This window comes from Fervidicoccaceae archaeon, assembly GCA_038878695.1.
Taxonomy (GTDB): domain Archaea; phylum Thermoproteota; class Thermoprotei_A; order Sulfolobales; family Fervidicoccaceae; genus JAVZVD01.
This window is the reverse complement of record JAVZVD010000002.1, coordinates 100,616-122,218: the sequence shown is the minus strand read 5'-3', so window position 1 is coordinate 122,218 and position 21,603 is coordinate 100,616. Positions and strand designations below refer to the sequence as shown.

General features: G+C 63.7%; 24 protein-coding genes and 1 tRNA gene. 14 read left to right on the top strand and 11 right to left on the bottom strand.

All coding sequences use genetic code 11. The features are described 5' to 3' along the window. Window positions 1-28 precede the first annotated feature (28 nt). The 5 genes from QXU97_04025 (at window position 29) to QXU97_04005 (ending at window position 4,178) form a co-directional block, all read left to right on the top strand. Window positions 29-151, top strand: a tRNA-Tyr gene (locus QXU97_04025). Window positions 152-185: 34 nt separating this feature from the next. Beyond that, complete coding sequence (locus QXU97_04020) at window positions 186-1,094, top strand: ABC transporter ATP-binding protein (GenBank protein ID MEM4035761.1); 909 nt, start codon at window positions 186-188, stop codon at window positions 1,092-1,094. A 14-nt stretch (window positions 1,095-1,108) separates the two neighbouring features. Continuing rightward, on the top strand, window positions 1,109-1,873 hold the full coding sequence (locus QXU97_04015) for an ABC transporter permease (protein MEM4035760.1): 765 nt from the start codon (window positions 1,109-1,111) through the stop codon (window positions 1,871-1,873). 87 nt (window positions 1,874-1,960) lie between these two features. Next, entirely contained in the window at window positions 1,961-3,118 is a 1,158-nt protein-coding gene (locus QXU97_04010) for an aspartate aminotransferase family protein (protein MEM4035759.1), read from the top strand. 4 nt (window positions 3,119-3,122) lie between these two features. Further along, window positions 3,123-4,178 carry a M20/M25/M40 family metallo-hydrolase gene (locus QXU97_04005; protein MEM4035758.1) on the top strand — a complete coding sequence of 352 codons (1,056 nt, stop codon included), beginning with the start codon at window positions 3,123-3,125 and terminating at the stop codon, window positions 4,176-4,178. 13 nt (window positions 4,179-4,191) lie between these two features. Here QXU97_04005 and lysX read toward each other — a convergent pair whose 3' ends face one another. Beyond that, window positions 4,192-5,028 (bottom strand): lysine biosynthesis protein LysX, encoded by an 837-nt coding sequence (gene lysX, locus QXU97_04000; protein MEM4035757.1) that lies wholly within the window; start codon window positions 5,026-5,028, stop codon window positions 4,192-4,194. Between the two features lie 61 nt (window positions 5,029-5,089). On the opposite strand from lysX, the gene QXU97_03995 reads away from it, so the two are divergent. Then, window positions 5,090-6,211, top strand: coding sequence for a pyridoxal-phosphate dependent enzyme (locus QXU97_03995; GenBank protein ID MEM4035756.1), 1,122 nt, complete (start codon window positions 5,090-5,092; stop codon window positions 6,209-6,211). On the opposite strand, the gene QXU97_03990 is transcribed toward QXU97_03995, so the two are convergent. After that, window positions 6,198-7,103: a metallophosphoesterase family protein gene (locus QXU97_03990; protein ID MEM4035755.1), complete on the bottom strand. Its 906-nt coding sequence runs from the start codon at window positions 7,101-7,103 to the stop codon at window positions 6,198-6,200. The two genes, QXU97_03995 and QXU97_03990, sit on opposite strands and share 14 nt — an antisense overlap. 79 nt (window positions 7,104-7,182) lie before the next feature. Between QXU97_03990 and QXU97_03985 the strand changes: the two genes are divergently transcribed. The 3 genes from QXU97_03985 to QXU97_03975 all read left to right on the top strand — a co-directional run bounded on the left by QXU97_03985 (window position 7,183) and on the right by QXU97_03975 (window position 9,911). Then, window positions 7,183-8,553, top strand: a complete 1,371-nt coding sequence (locus QXU97_03985) for an NAD(P)/FAD-dependent oxidoreductase (protein ID MEM4035754.1) — start codon at window positions 7,183-7,185, stop codon at window positions 8,551-8,553. Between the two features lie 65 nt (window positions 8,554-8,618). Then, window positions 8,619-8,852, top strand: a complete 234-nt coding sequence (locus QXU97_03980) for a hypothetical protein (protein ID MEM4035753.1) — start codon at window positions 8,619-8,621, stop codon at window positions 8,850-8,852. Between the two features lie 30 nt (window positions 8,853-8,882). Beyond that, window positions 8,883-9,911 carry an FAD-dependent oxidoreductase gene (locus QXU97_03975; GenBank protein ID MEM4035752.1) on the top strand — a complete coding sequence of 343 codons (1,029 nt, stop codon included), beginning with the start codon at window positions 8,883-8,885 and terminating at the stop codon, window positions 9,909-9,911. On the opposite strand, the gene QXU97_03970 is transcribed toward QXU97_03975, so the two are convergent. From QXU97_03970 to QXU97_03950, 5 genes are all read right to left on the bottom strand, one after another. Next, complete coding sequence (locus QXU97_03970; GenBank protein ID MEM4035751.1) at window positions 9,886-11,094, bottom strand: radical SAM protein; 1,209 nt, start codon at window positions 11,092-11,094, stop codon at window positions 9,886-9,888. The two genes, QXU97_03975 and QXU97_03970, sit on opposite strands and share 26 nt — an antisense overlap. Before the next feature lie 61 nt (window positions 11,095-11,155). After that, window positions 11,156-11,617, bottom strand: a complete 462-nt coding sequence (locus tag QXU97_03965) for a YbaK/EbsC family protein (GenBank protein ID MEM4035750.1) — start codon at window positions 11,615-11,617, stop codon at window positions 11,156-11,158. A gap of 3 nt (window positions 11,618-11,620) precedes the next feature. Then, window positions 11,621-13,276 (bottom strand): radical SAM protein, encoded by a 1,656-nt coding sequence (locus tag QXU97_03960; protein ID MEM4035749.1) that lies wholly within the window; start codon window positions 13,274-13,276, stop codon window positions 11,621-11,623. Continuing rightward, a complete protein-coding gene (locus QXU97_03955) occupies window positions 13,257-13,538 on the bottom strand; it encodes a hypothetical protein (GenBank protein MEM4035748.1) in 282 nt (93 codons plus the stop codon). The genes QXU97_03960 and QXU97_03955 overlap by 20 nt, the downstream gene beginning before the upstream one ends. A gap of 117 nt (window positions 13,539-13,655) precedes the next feature. Further along, entirely contained in the window at window positions 13,656-14,405 is a 750-nt protein-coding gene (locus tag QXU97_03950) for an ATP/GTP-binding protein (GenBank protein ID MEM4035747.1), read from the bottom strand. On the opposite strand from QXU97_03950, the gene QXU97_03945 reads away from it, so the two are divergent. Next, complete coding sequence (locus QXU97_03945) at window positions 14,307-15,017, top strand: ATP:cob(I)alamin adenosyltransferase (protein ID MEM4035746.1); 711 nt, start codon at window positions 14,307-14,309, stop codon at window positions 15,015-15,017. The genes QXU97_03950 and QXU97_03945 overlap by 99 nt on opposite strands. Here the strand turns inward: QXU97_03945 and QXU97_03940 are convergent. Continuing rightward, window positions 14,990-15,532 (bottom strand): hypothetical protein, encoded by a 543-nt coding sequence (locus QXU97_03940; protein MEM4035745.1) that lies wholly within the window; start codon window positions 15,530-15,532, stop codon window positions 14,990-14,992. The two genes, QXU97_03945 and QXU97_03940, sit on opposite strands and share 28 nt — an antisense overlap. A gap of 198 nt (window positions 15,533-15,730) precedes the next feature. On the opposite strand from QXU97_03940, the gene QXU97_03935 reads away from it, so the two are divergent. Further along, a complete protein-coding gene (locus tag QXU97_03935; GenBank protein ID MEM4035744.1) occupies window positions 15,731-16,114 on the top strand; it encodes a ribbon-helix-helix protein, CopG family in 384 nt (127 codons plus the stop codon). 12 nt (window positions 16,115-16,126) lie between these two features. Here the strand turns inward: QXU97_03935 and hsp20 are convergent, their stop codons facing one another. After that, a complete protein-coding gene (hsp20, locus tag QXU97_03930) occupies window positions 16,127-16,678 on the bottom strand; it encodes an archaeal heat shock protein Hsp20 (protein ID MEM4035743.1) in 552 nt (183 codons plus the stop codon). Window positions 16,679-16,739: 61 nt separating this feature from the next. On the opposite strand from hsp20, the gene mvk reads away from it, so the two are divergent. Beyond that, window positions 16,740-17,681 carry a mevalonate kinase gene (gene mvk / locus QXU97_03925; protein ID MEM4035742.1) on the top strand — a complete coding sequence of 314 codons (942 nt, stop codon included), beginning with the start codon at window positions 16,740-16,742 and terminating at the stop codon, window positions 17,679-17,681. 207 nt (window positions 17,682-17,888) lie between these two features. On the opposite strand, the gene QXU97_03920 is transcribed toward mvk, so the two are convergent. Then, window positions 17,889-18,725 carry a winged helix-turn-helix transcriptional regulator gene (locus QXU97_03920; protein MEM4035741.1) on the bottom strand — a complete coding sequence of 279 codons (837 nt, stop codon included), beginning with the start codon at window positions 18,723-18,725 and terminating at the stop codon, window positions 17,889-17,891. A gap of 96 nt (window positions 18,726-18,821) precedes the next feature. Here QXU97_03920 and QXU97_03915 point away from each other — a divergent pair, with 96 nt between their 5' ends. Together QXU97_03915 and QXU97_03910 are read left to right on the top strand one after the other, a co-directional pair. After that, a complete protein-coding gene (locus QXU97_03915; GenBank protein MEM4035740.1) occupies window positions 18,822-20,330 on the top strand; it encodes a hypothetical protein in 1,509 nt (502 codons plus the stop codon). Between the two features lie 73 nt (window positions 20,331-20,403). Continuing rightward, window positions 20,404-21,078 (top strand): MBL fold metallo-hydrolase, encoded by a 675-nt coding sequence (locus QXU97_03910; protein MEM4035739.1) that lies wholly within the window; start codon window positions 20,404-20,406, stop codon window positions 21,076-21,078. On the opposite strand, the gene QXU97_03905 is transcribed toward QXU97_03910, so the two are convergent. Continuing rightward, the gene (locus QXU97_03905) at window positions 21,062-21,298 is read right to left on the bottom strand and encodes a hypothetical protein (GenBank protein MEM4035738.1); all 237 of its coding nucleotides are present in this window, start codon (window positions 21,296-21,298) and stop codon (window positions 21,062-21,064) included. The genes QXU97_03910 and QXU97_03905 overlap by 17 nt on opposite strands. Window positions 21,299-21,603: the final 305 nt, after the last annotated feature.

Genomic DNA, 21,603 nt, shown 5'->3' with positions numbered 1-21,603 from the left:
GTGTTTGAGTGAGGATTGCTCCCGCGAACCCCCCGTAGCTCAGCGGGAGAGCGGCCGGCTGTAGTGAGAGGGCCTGGCTTGTTGGAGCGCCCCCGTGGGGCGCTCCGCGGAGACCGGCAGGTCCCGGGTTCAAATCCCGGCGGGGGGACCAACTCTTTTCCCCCCACCTTGAGCGTGAAGCTCCCATGAGATCCGCCATAGAGGCCGAGTCTCTGTGGAAGATATACTCGAGGGGGCGACGCCCCGTCGAGGCTCTCAGAGGCATCACGTTCAATATCGAGAGCGGGAGCATAACGGCTCTCCTCGGTCGCAACGGCGCGGGGAAGACGACGTTCCTCAGGATCGCCGCCACGCAGCTCCTGCCCACGCGAGGCACCGTGAGGGTTCTCGGGCACGACGTGGTCGACGAGGTTTGGAGAGTCAGAGAGCTCATCGCTATGGTGCCGCAGGACGCGAGGCCCCTAGGCTTCCCCTCTCCGCGCGAATACGTGAAGGCAGTTCAGGTAATGAGGGGAGAGAGCTTCGCCGAGGCCGAGAAGAGAGCGAGAGAGGTCCTAGAGGAGATGGAGGTCCCCAGGAGCCTATGGAATAGGTCGATATGGAGCCTGAGCGGAGGCATGATCAGGAGAGTCCTGCTGGCCGCGGTCCTAGCGTCAGACGCACCGGTTCTATTCCTAGACGAACCGAGCGTGGGCCTGGACCCTCTCTCCAGGAGAAGGCTCTGGAGCAAGATAACTAAGCTCAAAGAGGGCGGCAGAACCGTCGTGCTCACGACGCACTACGTCGAGGAGGCCGAAGCCCTCAGCGACAAGGTCGTGATGATACATAAGGGCTCTCTACTGGCCGAGGGCAGACCACTCGATTTGGTCTCATCGCTCGGGAGAAAGTACAAAGTCGAGGTGAGGTCCAAATGCGACGTGGAGGCCCTCAAGTCTTGGGGCGAGGTGCTGGGCTCCGAGCCGCCGATAGTTGTCTACGTGAATGGGGCTGCCGACGCCGCGGAGCTCGTTGAAGAGCTGAGCTCGAGAGGCTGCGCCGCCTCTATGTCGCCGGTAACCCTCGAGGACTTCTTCCTCTTATCAACGAGGAGCTGAGGCGGTGAGGCTCGATGTCGCGCCTCAGAGAGTTGAGGAGGCAGGCGAGAGCCGCCCTCGCCCTGGGCTGGCTGAACGGCGTGGTGGCCGCCAGGAGGAACCCGCTCTGGGTGCTGAGCTATCTCGCTCCTCCGTTGAGCCTCCTCATGATGATTAAGATCTTCGCGGTGGAGGAGGCGCTGAACTACGCCCTCATCGGAGGGCTTTTGATGACCGCCGCCTCCAACGGCCTCGGCATCATGGGAGACGCCGTCTTCTACAAGAACACCGTTAAGCTCCAGGACATGCTAGTGGCCAGCCCCATGCGGCCTCTATCTTACGTGGCCGGCCTGGTTCTGAGCTCCCTCCTCTTCGCGATCCCGGGCTTCGCCATATTCGGGGCGCTCATGGTGAGTAGAGAGCTCGTCGGGCTCGAGAGCGCGCCGAGCGTCCTGTTCGCGACGTTGTTGGCCACGGCATCGCTGGCCTGCCTCGGCTTCACCCTGGCCACGTTCGTGAGAGAGGAGAGATTCGTTTGGCCCCTCTTGGGGATACTGACGTTCACTCTGACCATACTGCCGCCCGTATATTACCCGATCGATCGCCTGCCCTGGGCTCTGCGTCTAGCCTCGCTCCTCGTCCCAACGAGCAACGCAGCCGCTCTGATACACGTCGAGGTCGGCCTGGTGAGGCCGGAGGAGCTTCCCGTCGGCGAGGCGGCGGCCTGGCTCGTGGCACTCGTCGAGGCGGCTCTTCTGGCGGCCGCGGCCACGTACAGGAGCAGGTGGAGGGAAGCCTGAAGCTCCGTATCATCGTTGAGGATCTGAGTTGAGCAATTAATTTAAGACTCATCGAGCGCAGAGTCCTCGACTCTCGAGGGCGGCGGAATGCTCAAGGTCTTCAGGTTCTACGAGTATAGGGGCCTCGAGCTCGTCCGAGGCTACTTGCACTACGTCTGGGACAAAGACGGTAGGAGATACGTCGACGCTCACACCGGGCACGGCGTGGCCTTCCTCGGCCACAGCAATCCCAAGGTGGTGAGGGCTCTGGCTCAACAAATGAGTCAGATTATGACGGTCAGCCCCTCGTTCAAAGCTCCCATCGAGGACGAGACGATCGAGGTGCTCGATAAGATAGCCCCTCGCTCGTCTAACTGCGTCATCTTCCAGAACAGCGGGGCCGAGGCGGTCGAGGTGGCGCTCAAAATGGCGTGGGCCTTTACTGGCAGGAGGAGGCTCGTGGCCTTCACGGGCTCCTTCCACGGTAGAACGCTCGGAGCCCTGAGCGTGACGTGGGAGCCGAAATATAGAGCGGGCTTCCCCACGCTCGAGGACGTGACCTTCATCAAGTACAACTCGAGCCCGGAGGAGATCCGAGACGTCTTCCCCAGGGACGCCGCCGCCGTGATCGTAGAGCCGATCCAAGGCGAAGGAGGTCTAAGCGTGGGCAGTAGACCATTCCTCAAGAGCATCGAAGAAATGGCCAGAGAAACGGGGGCCCTCCTCATCGTCGACGAGATTCAGTGCGGCTTCGGGAGAGCAGGAGTCAATTGGGTCCACGAGGAGCTCGGGCTCAAACCCGACGTGGTCCTGGCGGGGAAGGCGATAGGAGGAGGATTCCCTGTCTCGCTGGTCTTCACGAGAGAGGACGTCGCTTCCTCGCTACTCGACGGTAGGCACGGCTCAACCTACGCCTCCAACCCCATGGCTCTCGCCGCCGTCAAGGCCAGCGTTGAGGTTTACCTGGAGGAGTCGGTCCCCGAGAAGGTCTCATCCGTATCGGGGAGGCTCTGGTCGAGGCTCGAGTCCAGAGTGCGGGGGCTCGGTCCGGTGAGGGGGCTGAGAGGTAGAGGGCTAATGGTGGGAGTCGAGCTGAGGTATCCGCCGGCCAAGGTCATGAGGTGTCTCCAAGAGAGGGGAGTGCTGAGCCTCAGAGCCGGAGCCTCGGTGCTCAGGCTGCTGCCGCCCTACACGATCGACGCCGAGACGGTGGACGAGGTTGTCGACAAAATCGCGGAGTGCGTTTGCGCGGAGCACGGCTGCTAAGATCTTGGTCGAGCTCCTATCGGTCTACAGCCCCACGGGCCACGAGGCCGAGGCCGTCTCGGTCTTCGTGGACCTGGCCAGAGGGCTGGGCCTCGACGCTTGGGTGGACGAGGCGGGTAACGGGCTCGCCGCGCCTCCGCTGGCGGAGAGGAGAGCCTCCGTGCTTCTCGCCGGACACATAGACACGATCGAGGGCTTTGTCGAGCCCAGAGAGGAGGGCGGAGAAGTATCGGGCAGGGGCGCCGTCGACGCGAAGGGCCCCCTCGCCTCGATGTTGACCGCTCTGGCCCTCCTCGCAGAGCGCGACCCCGCTCTCCCTGTAGCTGTCGCAGCTCTCGTTGACGAGGAGGGCGAGAGCAGAGGAGCGAGGAGCCTCGCCGAGAGGAGGAGGGTTCCGCCCTTCGTCGTGATAGGAGAGCCCACGGGGGCGACGAGGGTGGCGATAGGCTACAGAGGAGGAGCTAAGCTGCGAGTCTTCTGTGAGGGAGCGGGCGGGCACCCGGCCTCACCATGGGCGGGAGACTCCGCTCTCGATAAGCTCCTGGCCTTCGTCCTCAGGCTGCGGGAGCTGAGCGGGCGGAGCGCGAGAGAGGTGACTGCGGCCGTGACCGTGCTAGTGGCGGGGAGCGACCCGAGGGCTCTGCCCGAGACCGCGGAGTGCGTCGTCGACTTACGCGTTCCGCCCGGCTTCTCGGTCGAGGAGGCGGTCGCGAGAATCGAGAGCACGCTGGAGAGAGACTGCCGCTCGGGGCTCATCTCGATGGAGCGTCCCTTCTCCGTGAGACCTCAGGATCCGGTGCCGAGAAGCCTGGGGAGAGCTCTGCTGGAGCTGGGACTCAAGCCCGCTTACGCCCTAAAGGCTGGGACCAGCGACTTCAACGTCCTCGGCCCGCTGACCGAGAGCATAGCCGCCTACGGACCGGGCGACCCCTCTCTCGCTCACACGAGCCTAGAGAAAGTCTCGGTCGACGAGCTCGCCCTGGCTGTCGAGGTCTACCTAAGAGCGGTCTCTTACTTGCTCTCGAGCTATCGCCCGAGCAGAGCGGAGAAACTGGGCTGATGAGACGAGAGCCTCACCTCTTGATCTTCTCCTTCAAGAATCTAGCCAGCTCCCTCGACACGTCGACGCCGGTCACTCTCACGGTGTTTCTGTACTCGGGGACCCCGTTGACCTCGAGCAACATGTAGCCTCTCGCCGGGTCCTCGACGAAGTCCACCCCACCGAACTCGACGCCCAGGGCCTCGCACGCTTTCACTGTTAGGTCTTCGAGCTCCGGGTCGGCGGTCAGGGGAACAGCCTTCCCCCCTCTGGCTGTATTCGTGACCCAGTGATCGCTCACTCTGTAGATGCCAGCAACGACTCTGCCCCCCAAGCAGAACGTCCTTATGTCGCGTCCCGGCTTCGCTATGAACTCCTGCACGTACATGGCCTTGTAGTGCTCTCCCATGAGCAGTCTGTGCTCGACTATGCTCCTCAGCTCCTCGGGGTCCCTCGCCATGTGCACGAGCCTGCCCCAGCTCCCGCGCAGGGGCTTCACGACGATCGGGTAGCCCAGAGCATCGGCCGCTCTGAGCGCCGACCTATAATCGTAGGCTATGAAGGCCCTCGGCACCCTTATGCCGGCTCGAGCGGCGAGTGAGTGAGCCCAGGCCTTGTCCTCGGCCGCGGCCAAGGCGCTCGAAGAGTTCACGACCCTCATGCCCGAGGCTTCGAGAGCCAGAGTCGAGGAGAGAGCTCTGTTGAACGACACGCACCTCTGGAGAGCGACGTCGGCTTCTACTCGTCGACCGAGCTCGATCGGTTCCAGGGGGAGCGCCAGGAGAGAGAGCTCCAATCCCTCCTCGGAGCACTTCTTGCGTATGTCCTTCTCCTCCCACCTGGCCACGTCGTAGACCATCAGGACCCTCAAGGCTCCGGGCCTCGTGCTCGAGATTTTTTCGGCCTGATCCAAGCGATTTTTTGTGGACTCTATGAACGCGGCAAAATATAGATGTCAGGCTTGCGGCTGGAGCGGGCCCGAGGACCCCGCTCTCCTCTCGTGCCCACGCTGCGGCTCCCTGCTCGAGCTGGAGTACGACGTCGACCCCGAGCTCCCGGAGCCGGCCGAGCTCGTGAGATGCAGGAGAGGAGTCTGGTGTTTCTCGCGTCAGCTCCCCAAGCTGGGCCCCGAGCCGACGTTGGGGGAGGGCGCTACGCCTCTGAGGGAGGTCAGGCTGAGAGGAGCCAGAGTTCTACTCAAGCTCGAGTCGGCAAATCCAACGGGCTCGTTCAAGGATCGAGGAACTCCCGTGGCTCTGGCCTCCGCGCTGGCGAGGGGGATCGGGGTCGTCTGCGAGGACTCGTCCGGCAACGCCGGAGCGTCGCTGGCTTGCTACGCGAGAGCGCACGGCCTCAAGGCCCTGATAGTGACGCCCAGAACCGCGCCTAGGGGCAAGCTCAAGCTCGTCGAGCTGTGCGGGGCCGAGGTGGCTCTGGCCGAGAGCAGAGAGAGCGCCAGAGCGTTGGCCATAGAGCTCTCCAGGGGCAGAGGGGCGATCTATCTGCCGCACACGACGATGCCTCACCACGTAGAGGGGATGAAAACTCTGGCCTACGAGATCTTCCTACAGCTGAGCGGATCCCCGAGCCACGTCTTCGTCCCGGTCTCGAGCGGGACCGGGCTCCTGGGACTCTACAAGGGTTTCCGAGAGCTGCGCGAGTGGGGCTACATAGACGAGCTACCTAGGCTCATCGCAGTTCAGAGCTCAGCCGTGCCACCGCTCTACGAGGCCTTCTGGGGCGAGAAGCCCTCCTCGCGCGAGGATAGCACTCTGGCCGACGGGCTGACTCTAGAGAGGCCTCCCAGGCTGAGGGCGATGGTAGAGGCGGTGAGAGCCACGAGAGGGACCGTGGTGGTCGCTACGAACGAGGAAATAAGGAGAGCCGCGGCTCGCCTAAGGGATTATGGCGTCGTGGCGGAGCCGACGTCGGCGGCTGCCCTCGCGGCTCTAGAGAAGCTGTCGGCCGAGGAGGCCGTGGACGAGCCCCTCGTCGTGATCACGGGCTCGGGGCTGAAGCTCATAGACGAGCTCCTCGAGCTCACCAACATATGAGGCCCGAACCGTCGAACTTGAGCCCCCTTTCTGGTTTCTCGACGTAGTAGACGCACGCTCTCTCGTTGAAATAGGGAGGCCCCTTTCTGCTAAAGAGCGTGAGAACGGCCTCTCCATGGTTTAGCTTATAGCCCTTCTCGCAGGGCTCGTGCCCCCTCACGACGAGCTCGACGCCTCTTCTCTTGGCCGCCTCCGTGACCGGTCTGCCCCATAGATACCCGACGCCGCGGGGGGACTCGAGTCTGACTACGTCGCTCTCGATCGGGTCGTTCCAGAGGATCTCCGTGTAGGCGTCGACCCAACTCTCCGATTCTCCTCCCAAGTATTCTCTCAGCCCGAGCCCCTCGACGTCCCAGCCTCGTGTCGGGAGACCCCCGTGGAGGGCGACGAGTCTGCCCCAGTCGCCCAGCGCGGCCAGAGGGAGCAGCTCGAAGATCTTCAGGAGCCTCGAGTAGACCCTGCTGCCGTCGACGCGCCCGAGCCTCCTAGCCAAGTGCACGGGGAGATCGTGCGGGTGGGGCACTAAGTGGAGAGGAGGCTCGTGGTTCCCCCGCAGAGCTATCGTGCTGTCCGGGTAAGACGAGAGCAGGAGCAGGACGACCGTCACCGCCTCGATCTGATGGGGCCCTCTATCCACGTAGTCGCCGAGGAAGACAAGCCTGAGCGAGTGGGGATAGCCCCTTGCCTCCGCCTCTCGGAGGGCGCGGATCAGCGAGTCCAGATCGCCATGGACGTCTCCGACGAACATGTAGCTCCAGTCCTCGAGGGAGACGTCGACGATCTTGCCTCGGGTCGCCGCTCGCTCGGCGAATCGGTCGAGCCACGCAACGAGGCTTTGAGAGTCTCTCGAGAGCTCCGCGGCCCTCTCGACAATCTCCTCCGTTAAGCCCAACGCGATCGTCCAGGCTTATTCTCAGACCGAGGGCCCGCTTATTTCCCGCTCTCTCGCACAGCAGCGAGGGAAGAGCCTCGTGCCTCGCTACGACTTCGTGGTGATCGGAGGAGGTCTGGGGGGCTACCCCGCCGCGATAGAGCTGGCGAGGAGAGGGCACTCGGTCGCCCTAGTAGAGGCTCGCAGGCTGGGCGGGGAGTGCGCGAACTACGGCTGCATACCAACGAAGGCTCTCGCGAGAGCCGCGAGGATCCTCGCCGAGGGCTCCTCTACGCCGGGCCTCAGCTGCAGGCTCGAGAGCTTCGCGAAGCTGATGGCTTGGGTCGACGAGATCAGGGGGAGGATCTCCGAAGGAATCGAGACGCTGCTCGAGGGCTACGGCGTGAAGATCTATTGGGGGCGGGGCCGGCTGAGGCCCCCGGGCGACGAGGTCGAGGTCTCTTCGAGAGGAGAAATCGTGGTGCTCGAGGCGGAGAGAGCTGTTCTCGTCGCGACGGGGAGCGAGCCCTCGTTTCCCAAAGGCCTCGAGCCCGACGGGACGAGAGTGCTAGACTCGAGGGGCTTGCTGGAGCTGAGGGATCTCCCGGAGAGCGTGGCCGTGATCGGCGGAGGAGCAGTCGGCGTGGAGCTCGCCTCGATCTTGGCCAGTCTCGGTTCAAGGGTCACCCTCATCGAGGCCGCGCCCCGCCTCCTCCCGGGCGTGGACGCCGACGTCGCGTCGTATCTCGCCAAGGCCCTCTCCAAGAGGGGAATCAACGTAAGGCTCTCATCGTCCACGATCGGGCTCGAGAGGTCTAAGGACTCCGTCGAGGTGATCCTCGAGGGAGGGGAGCGCGCGAGGGCCGACGTTGCCGTGGTGGCCACCGGGAGGGCGCCCTCTTCTCGCGGGATTGGGCTCGAGGAGTGCGGCGTCGAGCTGGACGAAAGAGGGTTCGTGAAAGTGAGCTCCACGATGAGGACCTCGAACCCTAAGATCTACGCCGTCGGTGACGTCGTGGGACACCCGATGCTGGCTCACAAGGCCTACGCTCAGAGCATCGTCGCTGCTAGGAACATGTGCGGGGAGACGGTTGAATTCTCCAAGAGCGTGCCCTTCGTCGTCTTCTCGATCCCCGAGGTCGCTAGCGTGGGAGCTAGCGAGGGGCGATCCATCATCTTCAGGTTCGGCTCGCTGGGGAGGGCTATCGTTGAGAGCGGAGGAGAAGGATTCCTCAAGCTCGTCTACGACCCCTTGACTCTCAGGCTGACGGGGGCTCATGCGATAGGGCCGGGCGCGGGCGAGATCATCTACGCGGCCTCGCTTGCGATAGACTCGGGCCTCGACCTAAACAGCTTAGCCGACTCGGTGGCGCCTCACCCAACGATGGTCGAAGCCCTACGCGAGGCCGGCCAGCTGGCGCTGGGCAGACCCATTCACTTCCTGCTCCGAGGCAGAAGGAGAGGCATCTAGCGCTCTCGCTCGAGGCTCGCGCGGTATTTATTTCGCGCTCGCGATCATATTCTTCGGGAGAAGAAGTGGGCCCCGCTATCGCGATAAAGCGGGACGAGCCCGTTATAAAGCACGGTTACAAAATAACGATGGTGAGAGACGCGAGCGGCGAGGTAGTGGGAGCTATAATCGAAGGCCCCAGATTCCCAAAAGCCTTCTATCTACCGCGCAACCCCGGCTCGACCATCAGAGTTAGACTCCCCGAGGGAGTCCTCGCGTATTTGAGGAGAGAGGGCTTCAAGCTCGAGGGCGCGCGGTGAGCTCGAGGGCTGCCGGAGGCTCGAAGGCTTTTGGAGTTCTTGACGTGCACGGAGCTGCCGCCCCCGACCGGCAAGACCGTGTCAATAGTCGGGGCGGGGCCTGCCGGGTTGACCGCGGCCGGTCAACTCGCGTGCCTGGGTCACAGAGTAGTGGTGTACGACTCCAATCCCGAGCCCGGCGGCATGATGATTTTCGCCATCCCGAGCTCGAGATTTCCCAAGGATAGAGTTAGGAGAGGCGTGGCTAGGCTGAAAGAGACGGGCAGAGTGGAGTTCGTGCTGAGGACCTTCGTCGGGAGAGACGTGAGGTTCGAGGAGCTGATCGAGAAGAGCGATGCGGTGCTCGTGGCGAGCGGGTCGTGGAGGACCAAGAGCCCGGGGATCCGCGGCGAGACCCTCCCCGGAGTGCTCGGAGCCCTCGAGTGGCTCTCAGACTACATCAGGCTCGAGATGGGCTACGAGCCTATACGCTACAAGAGGCCTCTCGACGAGCTAGCGGACCCGGTGGTGATAATCGGAGCGGGCTTCACCGCACTCGACGCGGCTCTCCTAGCGGGCGTGGAGCTCGGCATGAAGACCAAGATAGTTTATAGGAGAACCAAGTGGGAGGCCCCGATGGGCCACAGATGGGCTCTAGAGCTCGAGAGGCGCGGGGTCGAGTTCCTCGAACTCTTAGCCCCCAGCGAGGTGATAGCCGGGCCGAGCGGCAGGGTCGAGGCCGTCAGGTGCAACGAGGTGAGGCTGAGCCCGCCGAACGGCAAGGGGAGGTCGGCCTTCTTCGTCGACGAGAGCAGGCCGGTCGACATTGAGGCGAGAACCGTGCTGCTGGCGACCGGCGTCGTCGCCACTCCTCCGCCCGGGCTCGAGGAGGCGGGGGTGAGGATCGAAAGAGATGGGAGGATAGCCACCGACCACCTCTATAGGACGACGAGGAGAGGGGTCTTCGCGGCCGGCGACGTCAGAGTGGGGGCCAGTAACGTAGGTAGGGCGATGAGAGAGGGCAGAGAGGTCGCGGCCCATATACATGCCTTCCTCATTGGGCGGCTCGAGTGGTACTGAGCGAAGGCTGGGCTGGCGGCTCGAACTCCTCGACTAAGTATCCGGGGCGCACCAACCACGCGTTCCCCACGTATACTTCCTCCGCTCCGACCCTCTTGGCGGCCTCCACCGCCTTCTCCACGTGATCTTTGCTGGTCGTCGGCAGGTCCCACATCAGATGCTGAGGGTAGAAAGCCAGTAGCACCATGGGGATCTTGGCGGGCAGCGAGGCGGCGAAGCTCGCTATCGCCCCCACCTCTCGCGGCCCCACGTAGCCTGGGACGAGGAGCACGCTGATCACTAGCAGAGGGGGCTCGGGCCTGCTCGCGGCCATCTCGGCTACCAGCCTCGCGTTCTCGCGCAGCCTCTCAAGCGCTCTCTCGCCATCGACTCCCGTGAGAGCCTCGTAGACCGAGGGGGTCCAGGCTTTCCAGTCTATCTTGACTATGCCCCCGCTCTCGAGGGAGAAGCGAGCGGCGACCCTCATGAGATTGGGGGCCATGAGGCCGTTCGTCTCCCAGCATATCCTCTTGACCGCTCCGCTCTCTTTAGCGAGCCTCGAGACCTCGGCGCAGTAGCGCAGGAGAATCGGGACGTGAGGCGTTGGGTCTCCTCCGAAGAAGCACACGCACGTTATCTTGTCGCTCGAGCTCTCCTCTATCAGCTCCTCGACGCGCATCTCTCGGCAAACCCTGGAGGAGGGCTTGATCGAGACCGCGCGCTTGTGGTCTATGTTCTGGCAGAAGAAGCAGTCGAGGTTGCAGCCGCCGAGGAACACCGCTAAATTAAATCGCCCCCTCTCCGCTCCCCGCGTCTTCGTGTAAATTGGGTAGCCCCTCGAGGTGGCGGCCGGGCAGACCGGCGTGGCCACGCAGTTCGTCGGGAGGGGGTCCAAATACGTGTAGGCGACGAGCGCGCCCCTCCCCGCTCTGGGCTCGAGCGCGCCCCCCCTCTTAGCCCACACGCCGCAGAAGCCCAGGCCCCCCTCGGGTATGCTGCACTCGTTCACGCAGACCGCGCAGCGAGGGCCGCCCCGGTTCCTAGGTGGAGTCGGCGGCAGGCCTGCGCTCTCTCTCCAACGCTCGCGACTCCTCGCTGCGGCGGAGAGAGCCTCGCCCGGTCTGCTCACTAGGCACGCGTAGCACGCTCCCACGGAGCTCGAGACCAGTCTCGAGAGCTTGCCGCACGAGAGGCAAACGCCCAAGGAGACCCACAGGCTCCTCGTAAGATGCGACCTCTGAGCTTTAAACGGCTCCGGGGGCGGTTTAATCTGACGAAGCATCGACCACCCGAGCGCCCCGGTTGAGTTCTAGTATGGCCTTGCTAGGCACTTCCACAAGCCTCCTCGTAGAGCCTCCCCCGCCCACCACGAGCCCCCTCTCGAGAACCCTGAAGTCTAGGAGGACCGAGACCTTGTCGCCGAGGCAGAAGGGCGGAAGGCCCCCGGCCTCGTAGCCCGTCAGCTCTCTGACCTCGCTAGGCCTTGCCAGCCTCAGCCCCTTTTCTCCCAGGAGAAGCTCCAGCTTCTCGATCGACGCTCTGCGGTCGCCGGGTAAGACGACGGCGTAGACCCCTTTCTGACCCACGAAGAGCAGAGTCTTGATTATGCTCCCAACCTCGACACCCGTTCTCTTGGAGGCTTGCTCCACGGTCCTGACGGACCCCTCCGTTTCTATGATTCTCCCACCGCTCTCCCTGGCCTTCTCCTCGATGCACTCGAGAGACAAAGCTCACGGCCTCGCCGCGACCTTCGGGGCTCGAGCGTAGCGCCTGAGGCGCTCGAGCACGCTCTCCCTAATTGAGGTCTCCTCGACCTCTCCCGCGAGCTTCCTCCTCGACCTCTCGATGTGCTCTAGTACCTCGTCTGGCGTCAGACTTCTGGCGAACCTCTCCGCTGACATCAAGAAGCTCATTAGCGTGAGCTTGAGGAAAGGAGACGAGAGACCTCTCGCGTAGAACCTCGAGACGATATCCTTGGCCCAGAACAGTGAGTGCTTGAGGCAGACTAATAGGAGCTCGGCGTGGACTCTCCTCAGATGAACGCTCGTGAACCAGCCGCAGCCTCTCAGAGCTCCGATGGGGACGAAGAACATTGGAACCACGAGGCTCCTATAATCTTTCAGCCTCTCGACGAGCTCGATCGTTCTGATCACGTCGTCTTCAGTCTCTCCCGGGAGCCCGAGTATCAGCGTAGCGGCGGGCACGAAGAAGTTGTCGTGGAGTATCCCGAAGGCCTCCTCGACGACGTCAGGCCACTGCTCTGGCTTGAAGGGGGAGGCTTTTCCGGCCATGATCTGTCTGGCGAGCCTTGGAGAGCCCGTCTCTATTCCCGTCTGAAAGCCCGAGTACCTCTGGCGCCCGTCCAACACGAGCTCGGCCACTCTCGAGACGAGCCTGTACTTCCTCTCGGCGTAGAGCACGGAGGAGAGCGTGGCGTGGCTCCACACGACCTCCTCGTGGTATCTCTTGGCGAGCTCGTGTAACTTGATGACGCTATCCGGGGAAGGCTCTATCCCCTTAGCTCCGTAAAGCAGGACGTCCTCGCTGTGGAGCACACAGCCCTTGAGGCCGCTCGACGCGTTGACCCTCATCTCCTGCTCTATCTTCTCGAGAGGATAGTGTCTAAGCCTCCTCAGAGTCACGCTGCAGAACTTGCACCCTCTCGGGCACCCCCTCATTATCTCCACCAGCCCGTTGATCGAGGCTCCGCGTATCACCGGCACTTCCTCCATCTCCGGGCAATCGCGGGGCCCGACCATAACGAATTTCGGCAGGGGGAGCCCCTCGGTCACTCTCCGAGCCAGCTCCACGACGACGCCCTCGGCTTCTCCCTCGACTATCGTGTCGACCTCGAACCTCTCGATGTATTCAGGCACGTAGAGCCACTGCCATGCCGCCGGCCCTCCGACGATTATCTTGAGATCGGGGTTCAGCCCTCTCTTCATCTCGACCAGTCTCGAGGCGAACTCGAGGAAGCTCCTCCTATTGAGGGGCTCTTCGCCCGTTATGAGCCAGTACTCGATGCTCGGTGAGTTGAAGGCGAAGTAGTCGTGGTGTCCGATGAGCACGGCCTTCGCTCTCTCAACGTATCTCCGAACGTGGTCCGGGTCCACCACGGCCGCGGAGAACCCGGCGTCGAGGAGGGCGGCCTCTATCTTCCTGAGTCCGTACGGGGCTTGCCTCGGCCTCCCGTGCTCGTCGACGGGGATCCTCGGCATGGCCAGGGCTCTCCACAAGACCTCGGGCAGCCCAACGGCGGGGGCCGTCGTCATGAAGCCCAGGAACTCCTTGCCTCTGTGATTGCTCATCATGCTCCTGTCGACTGTGATGATGAAGTCCAACTCGAGCGAGCGTGCCAACTCGGCTCTACCTCTCCCCAGATCCATTGAAAGAGAGCTCGAGAGCTCCGCGGCCGTCCTTCGGCGTAGAAGCTCCGCCGACCTCGACCACCACGGTGGCTTCCGCGAGCCTCTCGTAGAGCGCCCTGATTAGGTCCACGCACTCGAGGAAGCTCGCGCCCTCGAGCACCACGGTGAGCCTCCCGCCTCCCTCTCTCGCGATGGAGCGAGCGGTCCCCAACGCCCTCTCTATTTCACTCTCGCTCCTCGGGCACCCCCTCACCACGAGCGCCGCGCCTTCGGCGACCAAACGCCGAGAGGCACCGGGCTCGAGGGCCAAGGTCGCCCACCGAGGGGGAGAGCGTTGAAGCGCGTAGCGCCCTCGATCTCTGGCTATTTTCCCCGGTATCTTAACCTTGCCGTGGCTTCAGCTCAGGTCTCCGCAAACGCAGAAGAGCTCGTGAAGCGCCGCGTGCAGGACCTCTAGGCCTTCGGACCTCGCGGCCGAGATCAGCACGGGCCTGAGGGCTCTCCCGTAGCTCCTCACGAGCTCGACGAGCCTTAAAGCGAGGTCGGACGTCAGGCCCGGGCGCCTCTCGAGCGTCTCGGTCAGCGCTGAGGGATCCGCGACGAAGCGCTCCACAGCGCTTCTATCGACGATGAGATCCGATTTATTGAAGACGGGGACGACGGGGACCGTCAGCTTGAGCTGCACTATTAGCGAGGTGAGCCAGAGGACGATCAAGTCCTCCTCGGATCGCGCCACGGCCCCGTCCACCACGAATACCGCCGCGACTCTCCCGACTCTCCGCAGATGGTCGAGAGTCCTCGGCCCGCTCTCCCTGTAGACGAACATCTCCATCTGACCCGGCGTGTCCACGAGGACGAAGTCGCTCCTGAGCTCGAGCTCCGCGATTCTGAGGGCCAGCTCCTCCGCTATCTGAGCCAGCAGGTCGCTGGCAAGCATGAAAGCCCCGTTGGGGCCTAGGCCCGTCCTCAGCATCAGCTCTTCCACGGTGAACTTCTCTCTCACGTCTACGTCCGGGTCGTAAGGTAGGATCTTGACGCCGGGGTCCAAATTCACGTAGGAGACCGAGTAGCCGCGCTCCTCAAGCCAGGAGCCGTAGGCTCTCGTCAAGGAGGTCTTGCCGGAGCCCGCCGTCCCTACGAAGACCACCTGCAAGCTCCTCTACCGGTCCTCGATCACTCCGCAGCCTTTTATTGTCGGGCGAGCAAGAGAACGCCGGGATTAGCACTGAAGCCCGGAGCGGGGAGAGGAGATTCCGGCCACACCGAGTGCCCCGCTACGGGTGAGCTCGTGAGTAAGTCGCACGCGTGCCTGGAGCTCTTGGGCTCACTCGACGAAGCAGAATCCGCTTTGGGCCTCGCTCGAGCTCTAGCCCCCCAAGGCCTCGAGGACCTCGCCTCGGTGCTCGAGGAGCTTCAGCTCATGCTTTTCAGAGTAGGCTACACGGTCGCGGGCCGCATCGAGATCGACGAGAGGGACCTGGAGAGACTGAACTCGCTCCTCGAGCTCTACTGGCCGCGCGAGCAACGCGGCTTCCTGATCCACGGAGCGGGGGCCTTCTCCTCGGCGATAGGCCTAGCGAGAGCTCTCGTCAGAAGGGCCGAGAGAGCCCTAGTGGCCGCTCTGGAGGCAGGCGTCCCCCTGCGGAGGAGCGACCTCGCTCTCTCTGTGCTCAATAGAATGAGCGATGTGCTCTTCGGCCTCGAGGTCAGAGCGGCGTCGTTCGAGAGAGCTCACCGAGGCTCGTCGCTAAGCTCGTAGATGGCCGACCTACCGTGCTTATCGATCACGATTAGCGTGAAGGGGATCTCTCCCCGACTCGCCCTCTCCAGCTTCTCGATCGCCTCCTCGCAGCCCCGCTCGCAGTGCGCTCTGGCTCTATCCAAGATCCTGAGCAGCAGGCCCTCGACCGTGGTGATGAAGCCGGGCTCGAGGTCCGTCGCGAGGATCTCCGTCTCCAGCTCTGGCAGCACTACGTCGGCCCCCTCCCCGAGCAGCACCAAGGCGTTCAGGTCGCTTGGCCCTCGGATCTCGCGCCTCAGGATCCTCTCCCCTCTCTCCTCGGCCGGCAGAATCCATGCAAACTTGTAGCCGCATGAGCTGCACTTGCCTGACAACAATATCGTAGGGCCGAAGCGCGGCATGTCGTAGAGAGCGTGTCTAACGAGAAATGTATTACTGGATCCGCACATGGGGCAATCGATCGTAGACTCGATGAGGCGCTCGAGCCTAGTGGTGTATTCGATGGGAGCGTGCTCGGTATTACGATCTGTCAAACCCCTCGCACCTCGCGAGTTGAACCCCTCTCCGCCTCCCCCTCTTGACGGTCTCATGAGATCGCGAAAGCGAGCTAATCTTATATTCGACTCCTCTCGCAGACTTCAACGCGCTTCGCGCTACTTGTGGTTATCTACGGAGGCTGATCCAAACTGAGCTCTGCCCTCGGCTCTCGCAGACGCGGGTCCGACGTCGACGTGATAATCATCGATATATTCGAGAAGAGGACCGTGTCTCTCAGAGTCGACGAGGAGACTTACAAGAGCCTCGAGGCGGCCTGGAGAGCGAGCGGCTTCGCGTCAAGGAGTCATCTCCTCAGGCACCTCGTGGACAAAGCCCTCAGCGACCCCGACCGCCAAGACCTGAGCCTCGAGAAGGAGAGGCTCCTCCTCATGTCGTGCTCGCCTCACAAGACCATCACGTTCAAGCTGGATGAGCGCACGCTCGCTAAGCTGGACGAGCTCGTACTCAAGCTCAAGTTCGGGAACAGGAGCGACCTGCTGAGAGCCCTGCTCGCTCGATTCATCGAGGAACAGGCGAGGCAGATCAAGCTCCAGGCGAAAAAGCTGGGAGCCGGGTGAGGAGGAAGACTCTCACTCTACTTTGACCTCGACCTCTCCCTTGGCCTCCTCGACGACTTTCTTCTCAATCTTAACCTCGAGGACCCCGTTCTTGTAGCTGGCCTTCGCGGTCTCAGGCTTGACGGGCTTCGGCAGCGGAACCTCCTTGTAGTACTTACGGTGCTCGTTGCTTGCTCTTATCACGAGCGTGTCCTCGGTGGCTCTCACCGAGATCTTGTCCTTCTCGACGCCCGGCATCTCCGCCACCACGATTACCTTGTCTCTCTCCTCGAAGACGTCGACGAGGGGCTCCCTCTCCTCGGATATCTTGGGTCTGACTCCGACCCTCCTCACGTTGCCGAACTCCTGAATCTTGGGCACTCCATCGGGCCCTATCTCGATCCTCACGCCGTAGAGCAGCGGGCCGAACCTCTCGACCTCTCGGCCGAGCGCCATTCTGCTGAGCCTGGCGAACTCCTCCTCCATTTCTCTCATCATCTCCTCCATCTCCTCGAAGAACTCCTCGAAGATGTCGCGAACCCTCCTGCGCCTGAACAATCTGGCCACCGCTTTATCAAGCGTCACCTGAGCCCTTTAGCTTTATCTCGGTCTCTGCTCGACCTCCGCGCGACGAGGAGAGGAGGCGTTGAGGAGGGGCTCGGGCAGCGCTCCGGGCAAGGTCATACTGCTGGGCGAGCACTTCGTGGTACACGGCTCGCCCGCTCTCGCGGCCGCGATCTCCCTCAGAGCCTCGGCGTCGGTGGAGCTGACGGAGGGGAGATGCGTGGAGGTGCTCTCCAACGCGCTAGGAACATCGAGGTTCTGCGAGGAGGAGCTGAAGGGGGAGACGGCCCCGTACGCTTCGATAGCGAGGAGCTCGGGCATCTCTGGAGGTTGCAGGATAGAGATCTCGTCGGAGATACCGCCCGCCTCGGGCCTAGGAAGCAGCGCCGCGACCTCCGTGGCAGTGGCAGCGGCTTGCCTATCGGCTCTTGGCGTTTCCCCGAGCGAGCGAGAGCTCGTGGAGCTCTCGATGGTGGGCGAGAGAATGTTCCACGCGAGGCCGAGCGGCATAGACGTCGTGGTCTCGGTGATTGGCGGGCTGATCTTGTTCAGAGGCGTCGACGACTACGAGCGCGTCGAGGCGAGGGGCCTGGAGAGGGCCTCGCTCCTCGTAGTCGATACGGGCGTGCCCAGAAGCACCAAGAGGGCCGTCGAGGAGGCGACGCGCAGGCTCAAAGCCAGCGGCTCGGTGGGGCTCAAGCTACTCGAGGCGGCTAGAGAGATAGTTGAGGAGGGGTCGAGAGCCGCGGCCAGAGGAGATCTTGAGAGGCTAGGCGAGCTCATGCGGATAAATCACGGTCTCCTCAGCGCCATTGGCGTCTCCTTCCCCGAGGCCGAGCTCGCGATAAGTGCCGCGCTGAGGGCCGGGGCGATCGGGGCTAAGATAACGGGGGCGGGCATGGGGGGCTCGGTCTTGGTCCTCGCGGAGAGGGGCATGGGGGGCGAAGTTAGGGCCGCCGTCGAGAGGGCTCTGCCCACGGCCAGAGTCATCGAGACCTCGATAGAGCCCAAAGGAGCCCTGTGAGGAGCCGGGCCCTCGCCCAGCCTCATGGACGCGAAGCTCGTCGCCGCGCTCCGCGCCGCGCCCCTCGCGACCGCGGAGGGCGTCGAGCGAAGCTCCCGCGCTCCCCCTCGTTGCGGAGGAGCTCGGGCTGGAGTCGGAGTCGGCCGCCCCCTCCTCCACCTACCCTCAACGCGATCTCCCCGTCTCGGTCCCCGAGCTGGCCTGCGTCTAGTCTCGCTTCGTCCTCCTGAGCCTCACCTCGGTCGAGGTGCCAGCCCTCCTCATCAGCTCCACGTAGCCGAGCCTCTCGAGCTTCCTGACGTGCCTCCAGACGGTGGTCTTCGGTAGACCGAGGGCCCTGTAGAGCTCGCTCTGAAGCGCCGCTCCTCCCCGCTCTTCGAGCGCCTTGAGGATCTCGTGGTCTACGTCCGTAAGCGCCTCGCCGACCAGCTCGACGCCGGGCTCCTCCTCGGCTCCTCGGGCTCTCCTCTTCAGGACGACGTAGGCCGCCGCCCCGCCGGTCGCCGCGATCGCGGCGACCAGCGCTATCGAGGAGGAGCTCCGCGAGACGGTGGGAGTAGGCGAAGGAGTGGGACTGGGATGAGGGGCCGGAGCTCTCACCGCGTACTTCACCGTGAGGGGCCCGGTCAGCAGGAGCTCGATCCAGCCGTTGGGCTTCCGCGAAAACTCCAGGAACCCCTCGACGTCGACTAGGATCACGTTGGGGGCGGCGGCGAGCCTGAACGTCACATTGTCCTCCACGTCGAAGCGGTAGAAGAGCCCCTCGGTCGAGATCTCCACGAGGTACGTCATTTCGGCTCGGCCGCCCGACGGGGCCAGGAAGTACAGGGTCCTCGTGTCGTCGTCGTATAGTGCCGCGGTCTCGGACCCTTCGATCGAGACCGTCATCGTGCCGATTAGGGGCCTAGCCGGGAGCTTAACCGAGTTGAGGCCCGGCGAGCTCTCGAGGACCAGGCGCGCGTGCGCCAGCCCGTCCTCGTCGATGGAGATCTCGAGTGCCCCGGCCCCCAGGGCCAGAACCAGCGCGATCGCCGCGAACAGCACGGGGGCTCCTCTCCTCTTCTCGCCGGCGTTCCGAGGATGTTTCGCGCTCCTCTTAATTTATAACGAGTTCGCAGCTACGCGCGGGTGCGAAGAGGAATGAGACTCGAGAGGATCAGGGCCCTCGCCCTCGTCACGGTCCTGCTGCTGAGCGCGGCCTCGGCGGCGGTCTGGGCCCAGGCGAGTCCCCCAGATGAGGAGAAGCTCAGGAGCGCGGCGATGTTCTACCAGGACTGCGTGGCCCGCCTCCTCCAAGTCTCCAACGTGAGCGGGCAGGAGATGCAGAGGATCCGGGAGCTCTTGTCGGTCAACGCGACCTCGCTGAGCGGAGAGGACCTGGAGAAGTACGTCGACCGTCTCAGAGAAGCGGTGGCCGAGCTGAGGGCCAACGTCAGAGGAGAGGCCCTGACGCCTCCCGAGGTCGTCGTCAAGAAGATGAGTGAGAAGGTCGCCGAGAGGCTGAACAAGACCGGGGCCGTCGGCGCCGCCTCCGAGGTCTTGGAAGCCAAGAGTCTGGGCGAGCTAAAGCAGCGCCTCGAGAGGCGCAGAGCGGAGATCGAGACTCATAGCGCCATCAGGCTCGGGCAAGGCCTCGGCGAGCACGCGGAGAAGACGGTGGAGAAGATGATCAAGGAGAGGGAGAGGCTGGAGGTGGAGGGCCTCGAGAGGGCCGAAGAGGAGGTCTCGCGCTCGGAGGAGGTCCTGGCGGAGGTCCTCGGGAGGCTCAGGGCGCTCAACGCTTCCGAGAGCGCGATAAACGCCGTTGACGAGGCCCTCCAGAGAGTCAGCGCGGCTCGAGAGACCCTGAGGGCCGCCAAGGCGGTGGTCGCCAACGTGACCCCCATCGGCATCCCGGCCAACGTGTCGGTGAGCGTAGCGCTCGACGTCACGAGAGCGGTGCTCGTCAACGAGACCATAGACGAGCTAGAGGCCGTCGCGGAAGTGCTGAGGGAGCTAAGAGAATTCGCCGTAGAGAACAACCTCACCGAGGCGGCGGCGAGGCTGAGCTCGATCTTGAGCGAGGCCGAGGAGCTGTCGAGCAACCTGTCGGCAGCGACGGCCGGGGAGGGCGATTTCTTCTCCCTCATCGGTAAGGCCAGGGCCTTCATGGAGAGGGTAGATGAGGAGGTCAAGGCCCTAGGGCTCAAGCACCCGGAGCTCGGGGGCTACCTGGCCGAGAAGGCGCTCGGGCTGGTCGACGATGCGGCCTCGCTCGCGGCCAGGATAGACTCCCTCAGAGAAGCCGCTATGAGCTACATGCACGAGCTGATGCGCGGCGCGCGCGGGCCCGCAAAGAGCACGGACTCGGAGGCCGTGACGAAGTTCCACGTCGCTCTCTGGCTGCTCAACAACGCAAAGTCCGAGCTGGCCCGCTCCTTCCTGCCGCTCGAGAAGATACAGCCGGGCCTCGGGAAGAACGAGACCGAGAAGAGGCTGCGCGAGCTCGTGGAGCCGCGCGAGGTAGCCAGGCTGGCGACGTGGATATCCTACGAGAGGGCCAAGGTCATGGTCGGGGCGGCGGAAGACCTGCTGGAGCAGGCCGGCCTGTCGCTCGAGGAGATCGAGGAGAAGGGCGGCGGAGGTCACCGAGGGCCTCCGCATAGATGAAGAAGTCCCCGGCCGAGAGCCCCCAACTTTTAGTTTTTGTTTCTTAGCCTCGAGTGCGGGCGAGCCCGAGGCATTGAAGATCTCAAGGTTCGTCGCGGGGCCCCTCGAGACGAACACCTATCTGCTCTACGACGAGAGGGCCCTCGACGCGGTCGTCGTCGACGCCGGAGGGCCCTCGGGGGAGCTCCTCGCCAAGCTGAGAGACCTCGGCCTCAAGCTGAGAGCCATCCTGATCACCCACGGCCACCTGGACCATTTCGCCTGGGCCCCCGAGCTCAGGCGGAGGACCGGGGCCCCCATTTACCTCCACCGAGACGACCTGGAGCTCGCTGGCCTCAGCTCGAGCTGGGGCCTCTACTACTCGAGCTCCGAGCTCGAGCAGCTCGAGCCCGACGCTCTCCTCGAGGGGGGAGAGAGGCTGAGGCTCGGCGAGATCGAGCTCGAGGTCCTGAGCACTCCCGGCCACAGCCCCGGCTCGATCTCGATATATTCTCCGGCCTCGAGGTCCGTCTTTGTTGGCGACACGCTCTTCGCGGGCTCGGTCGGCAGAACCGACCTACCCGGCGGCTCCGAAGAGGCCCTCCTCGAGAGCCTCCGCGAGCTCTGCACTCTCCTCCCGCCTGACACGGAGGTCTATCCGGGCCACGGGCCCTCCACGACGCTCGGGGCGGAGATCGAGAATAACCCCTACGTGTGGTTCGCTCTGAGGCGCTCCAGCGGGGCCCCTAGGCCTAGTCGCCCCCGCTGAGCTCTCTCAGAGCCTCGAGCAGCCTGACCACGTCCTCGAGCGAGCCGCTTCTCCTCGCTCTCCGCACGTAGCCGCGAAGGCTTCTCGCCTCGCGGGCCAGGATCCTCGAGGCCGCCTCCAAGAGCTTCCTCCCCTCGGAGTTCAGGCGCTCGTTCCTATCGAAGAACGCCTCGCGCTCCTCGACGAGTCGCTCGAGCGCCCTGAACGCCTCCCGCAGCACGAGGTGCCTCCCGCTTCGAGTGGCTCGAAGTTTTTAATTTTCACGCGGTCGAGCCCGCCACGAGCTCTAGAGCCTCTGGTCTCTCATTCTCCAGCTCCCACTTACACGAGCCCCTAAGCCCCCAACCGCTACTCCAAATACTTGACTCATAACACTACTGTGGGGAGAGAATTAGCAGTGCGCTCACCCATCCCTCGCGAGTGGCTAATGAAGCTCCCTAGAGTCAGCCCCCGCGTGGTTATCGCAATCAACGCTCCACCGCTTAACCTCTTAACCTCTGGTCTATCCGTCAACGCTGAGCTCTT

Coding starts and splice junctions, on each gene's coding strand:
- QXU97_04020 (MEM4035761.1), top strand. CDS start 186: ATGAGATCCGCCATAGAGGCCGAGTCTCTGTGGAAGATATACTCGAGG.
- QXU97_04015 (MEM4035760.1), top strand. CDS start 1,109: ATGTCGCGCCTCAGAGAGTTGAGGAGGCAGGCGAGAGCCGCCCTCGCC.
- QXU97_04010 (MEM4035759.1), top strand. CDS start 1,961: ATGCTCAAGGTCTTCAGGTTCTACGAGTATAGGGGCCTCGAGCTCGTC.
- QXU97_03995 (MEM4035756.1), top strand. CDS start 5,090: ATGAACGCGGCAAAATATAGATGTCAGGCTTGCGGCTGGAGCGGGCCC.
- QXU97_03960 (MEM4035749.1), bottom strand. CDS start 13,276: ATGGATCTGGGGAGAGGTAGAGCCGAGTTGGCACGCTCGCTCGAGTTG.
- QXU97_03915 (MEM4035740.1), top strand. CDS start 18,822: ATGAGACTCGAGAGGATCAGGGCCCTCGCCCTCGTCACGGTCCTGCTG.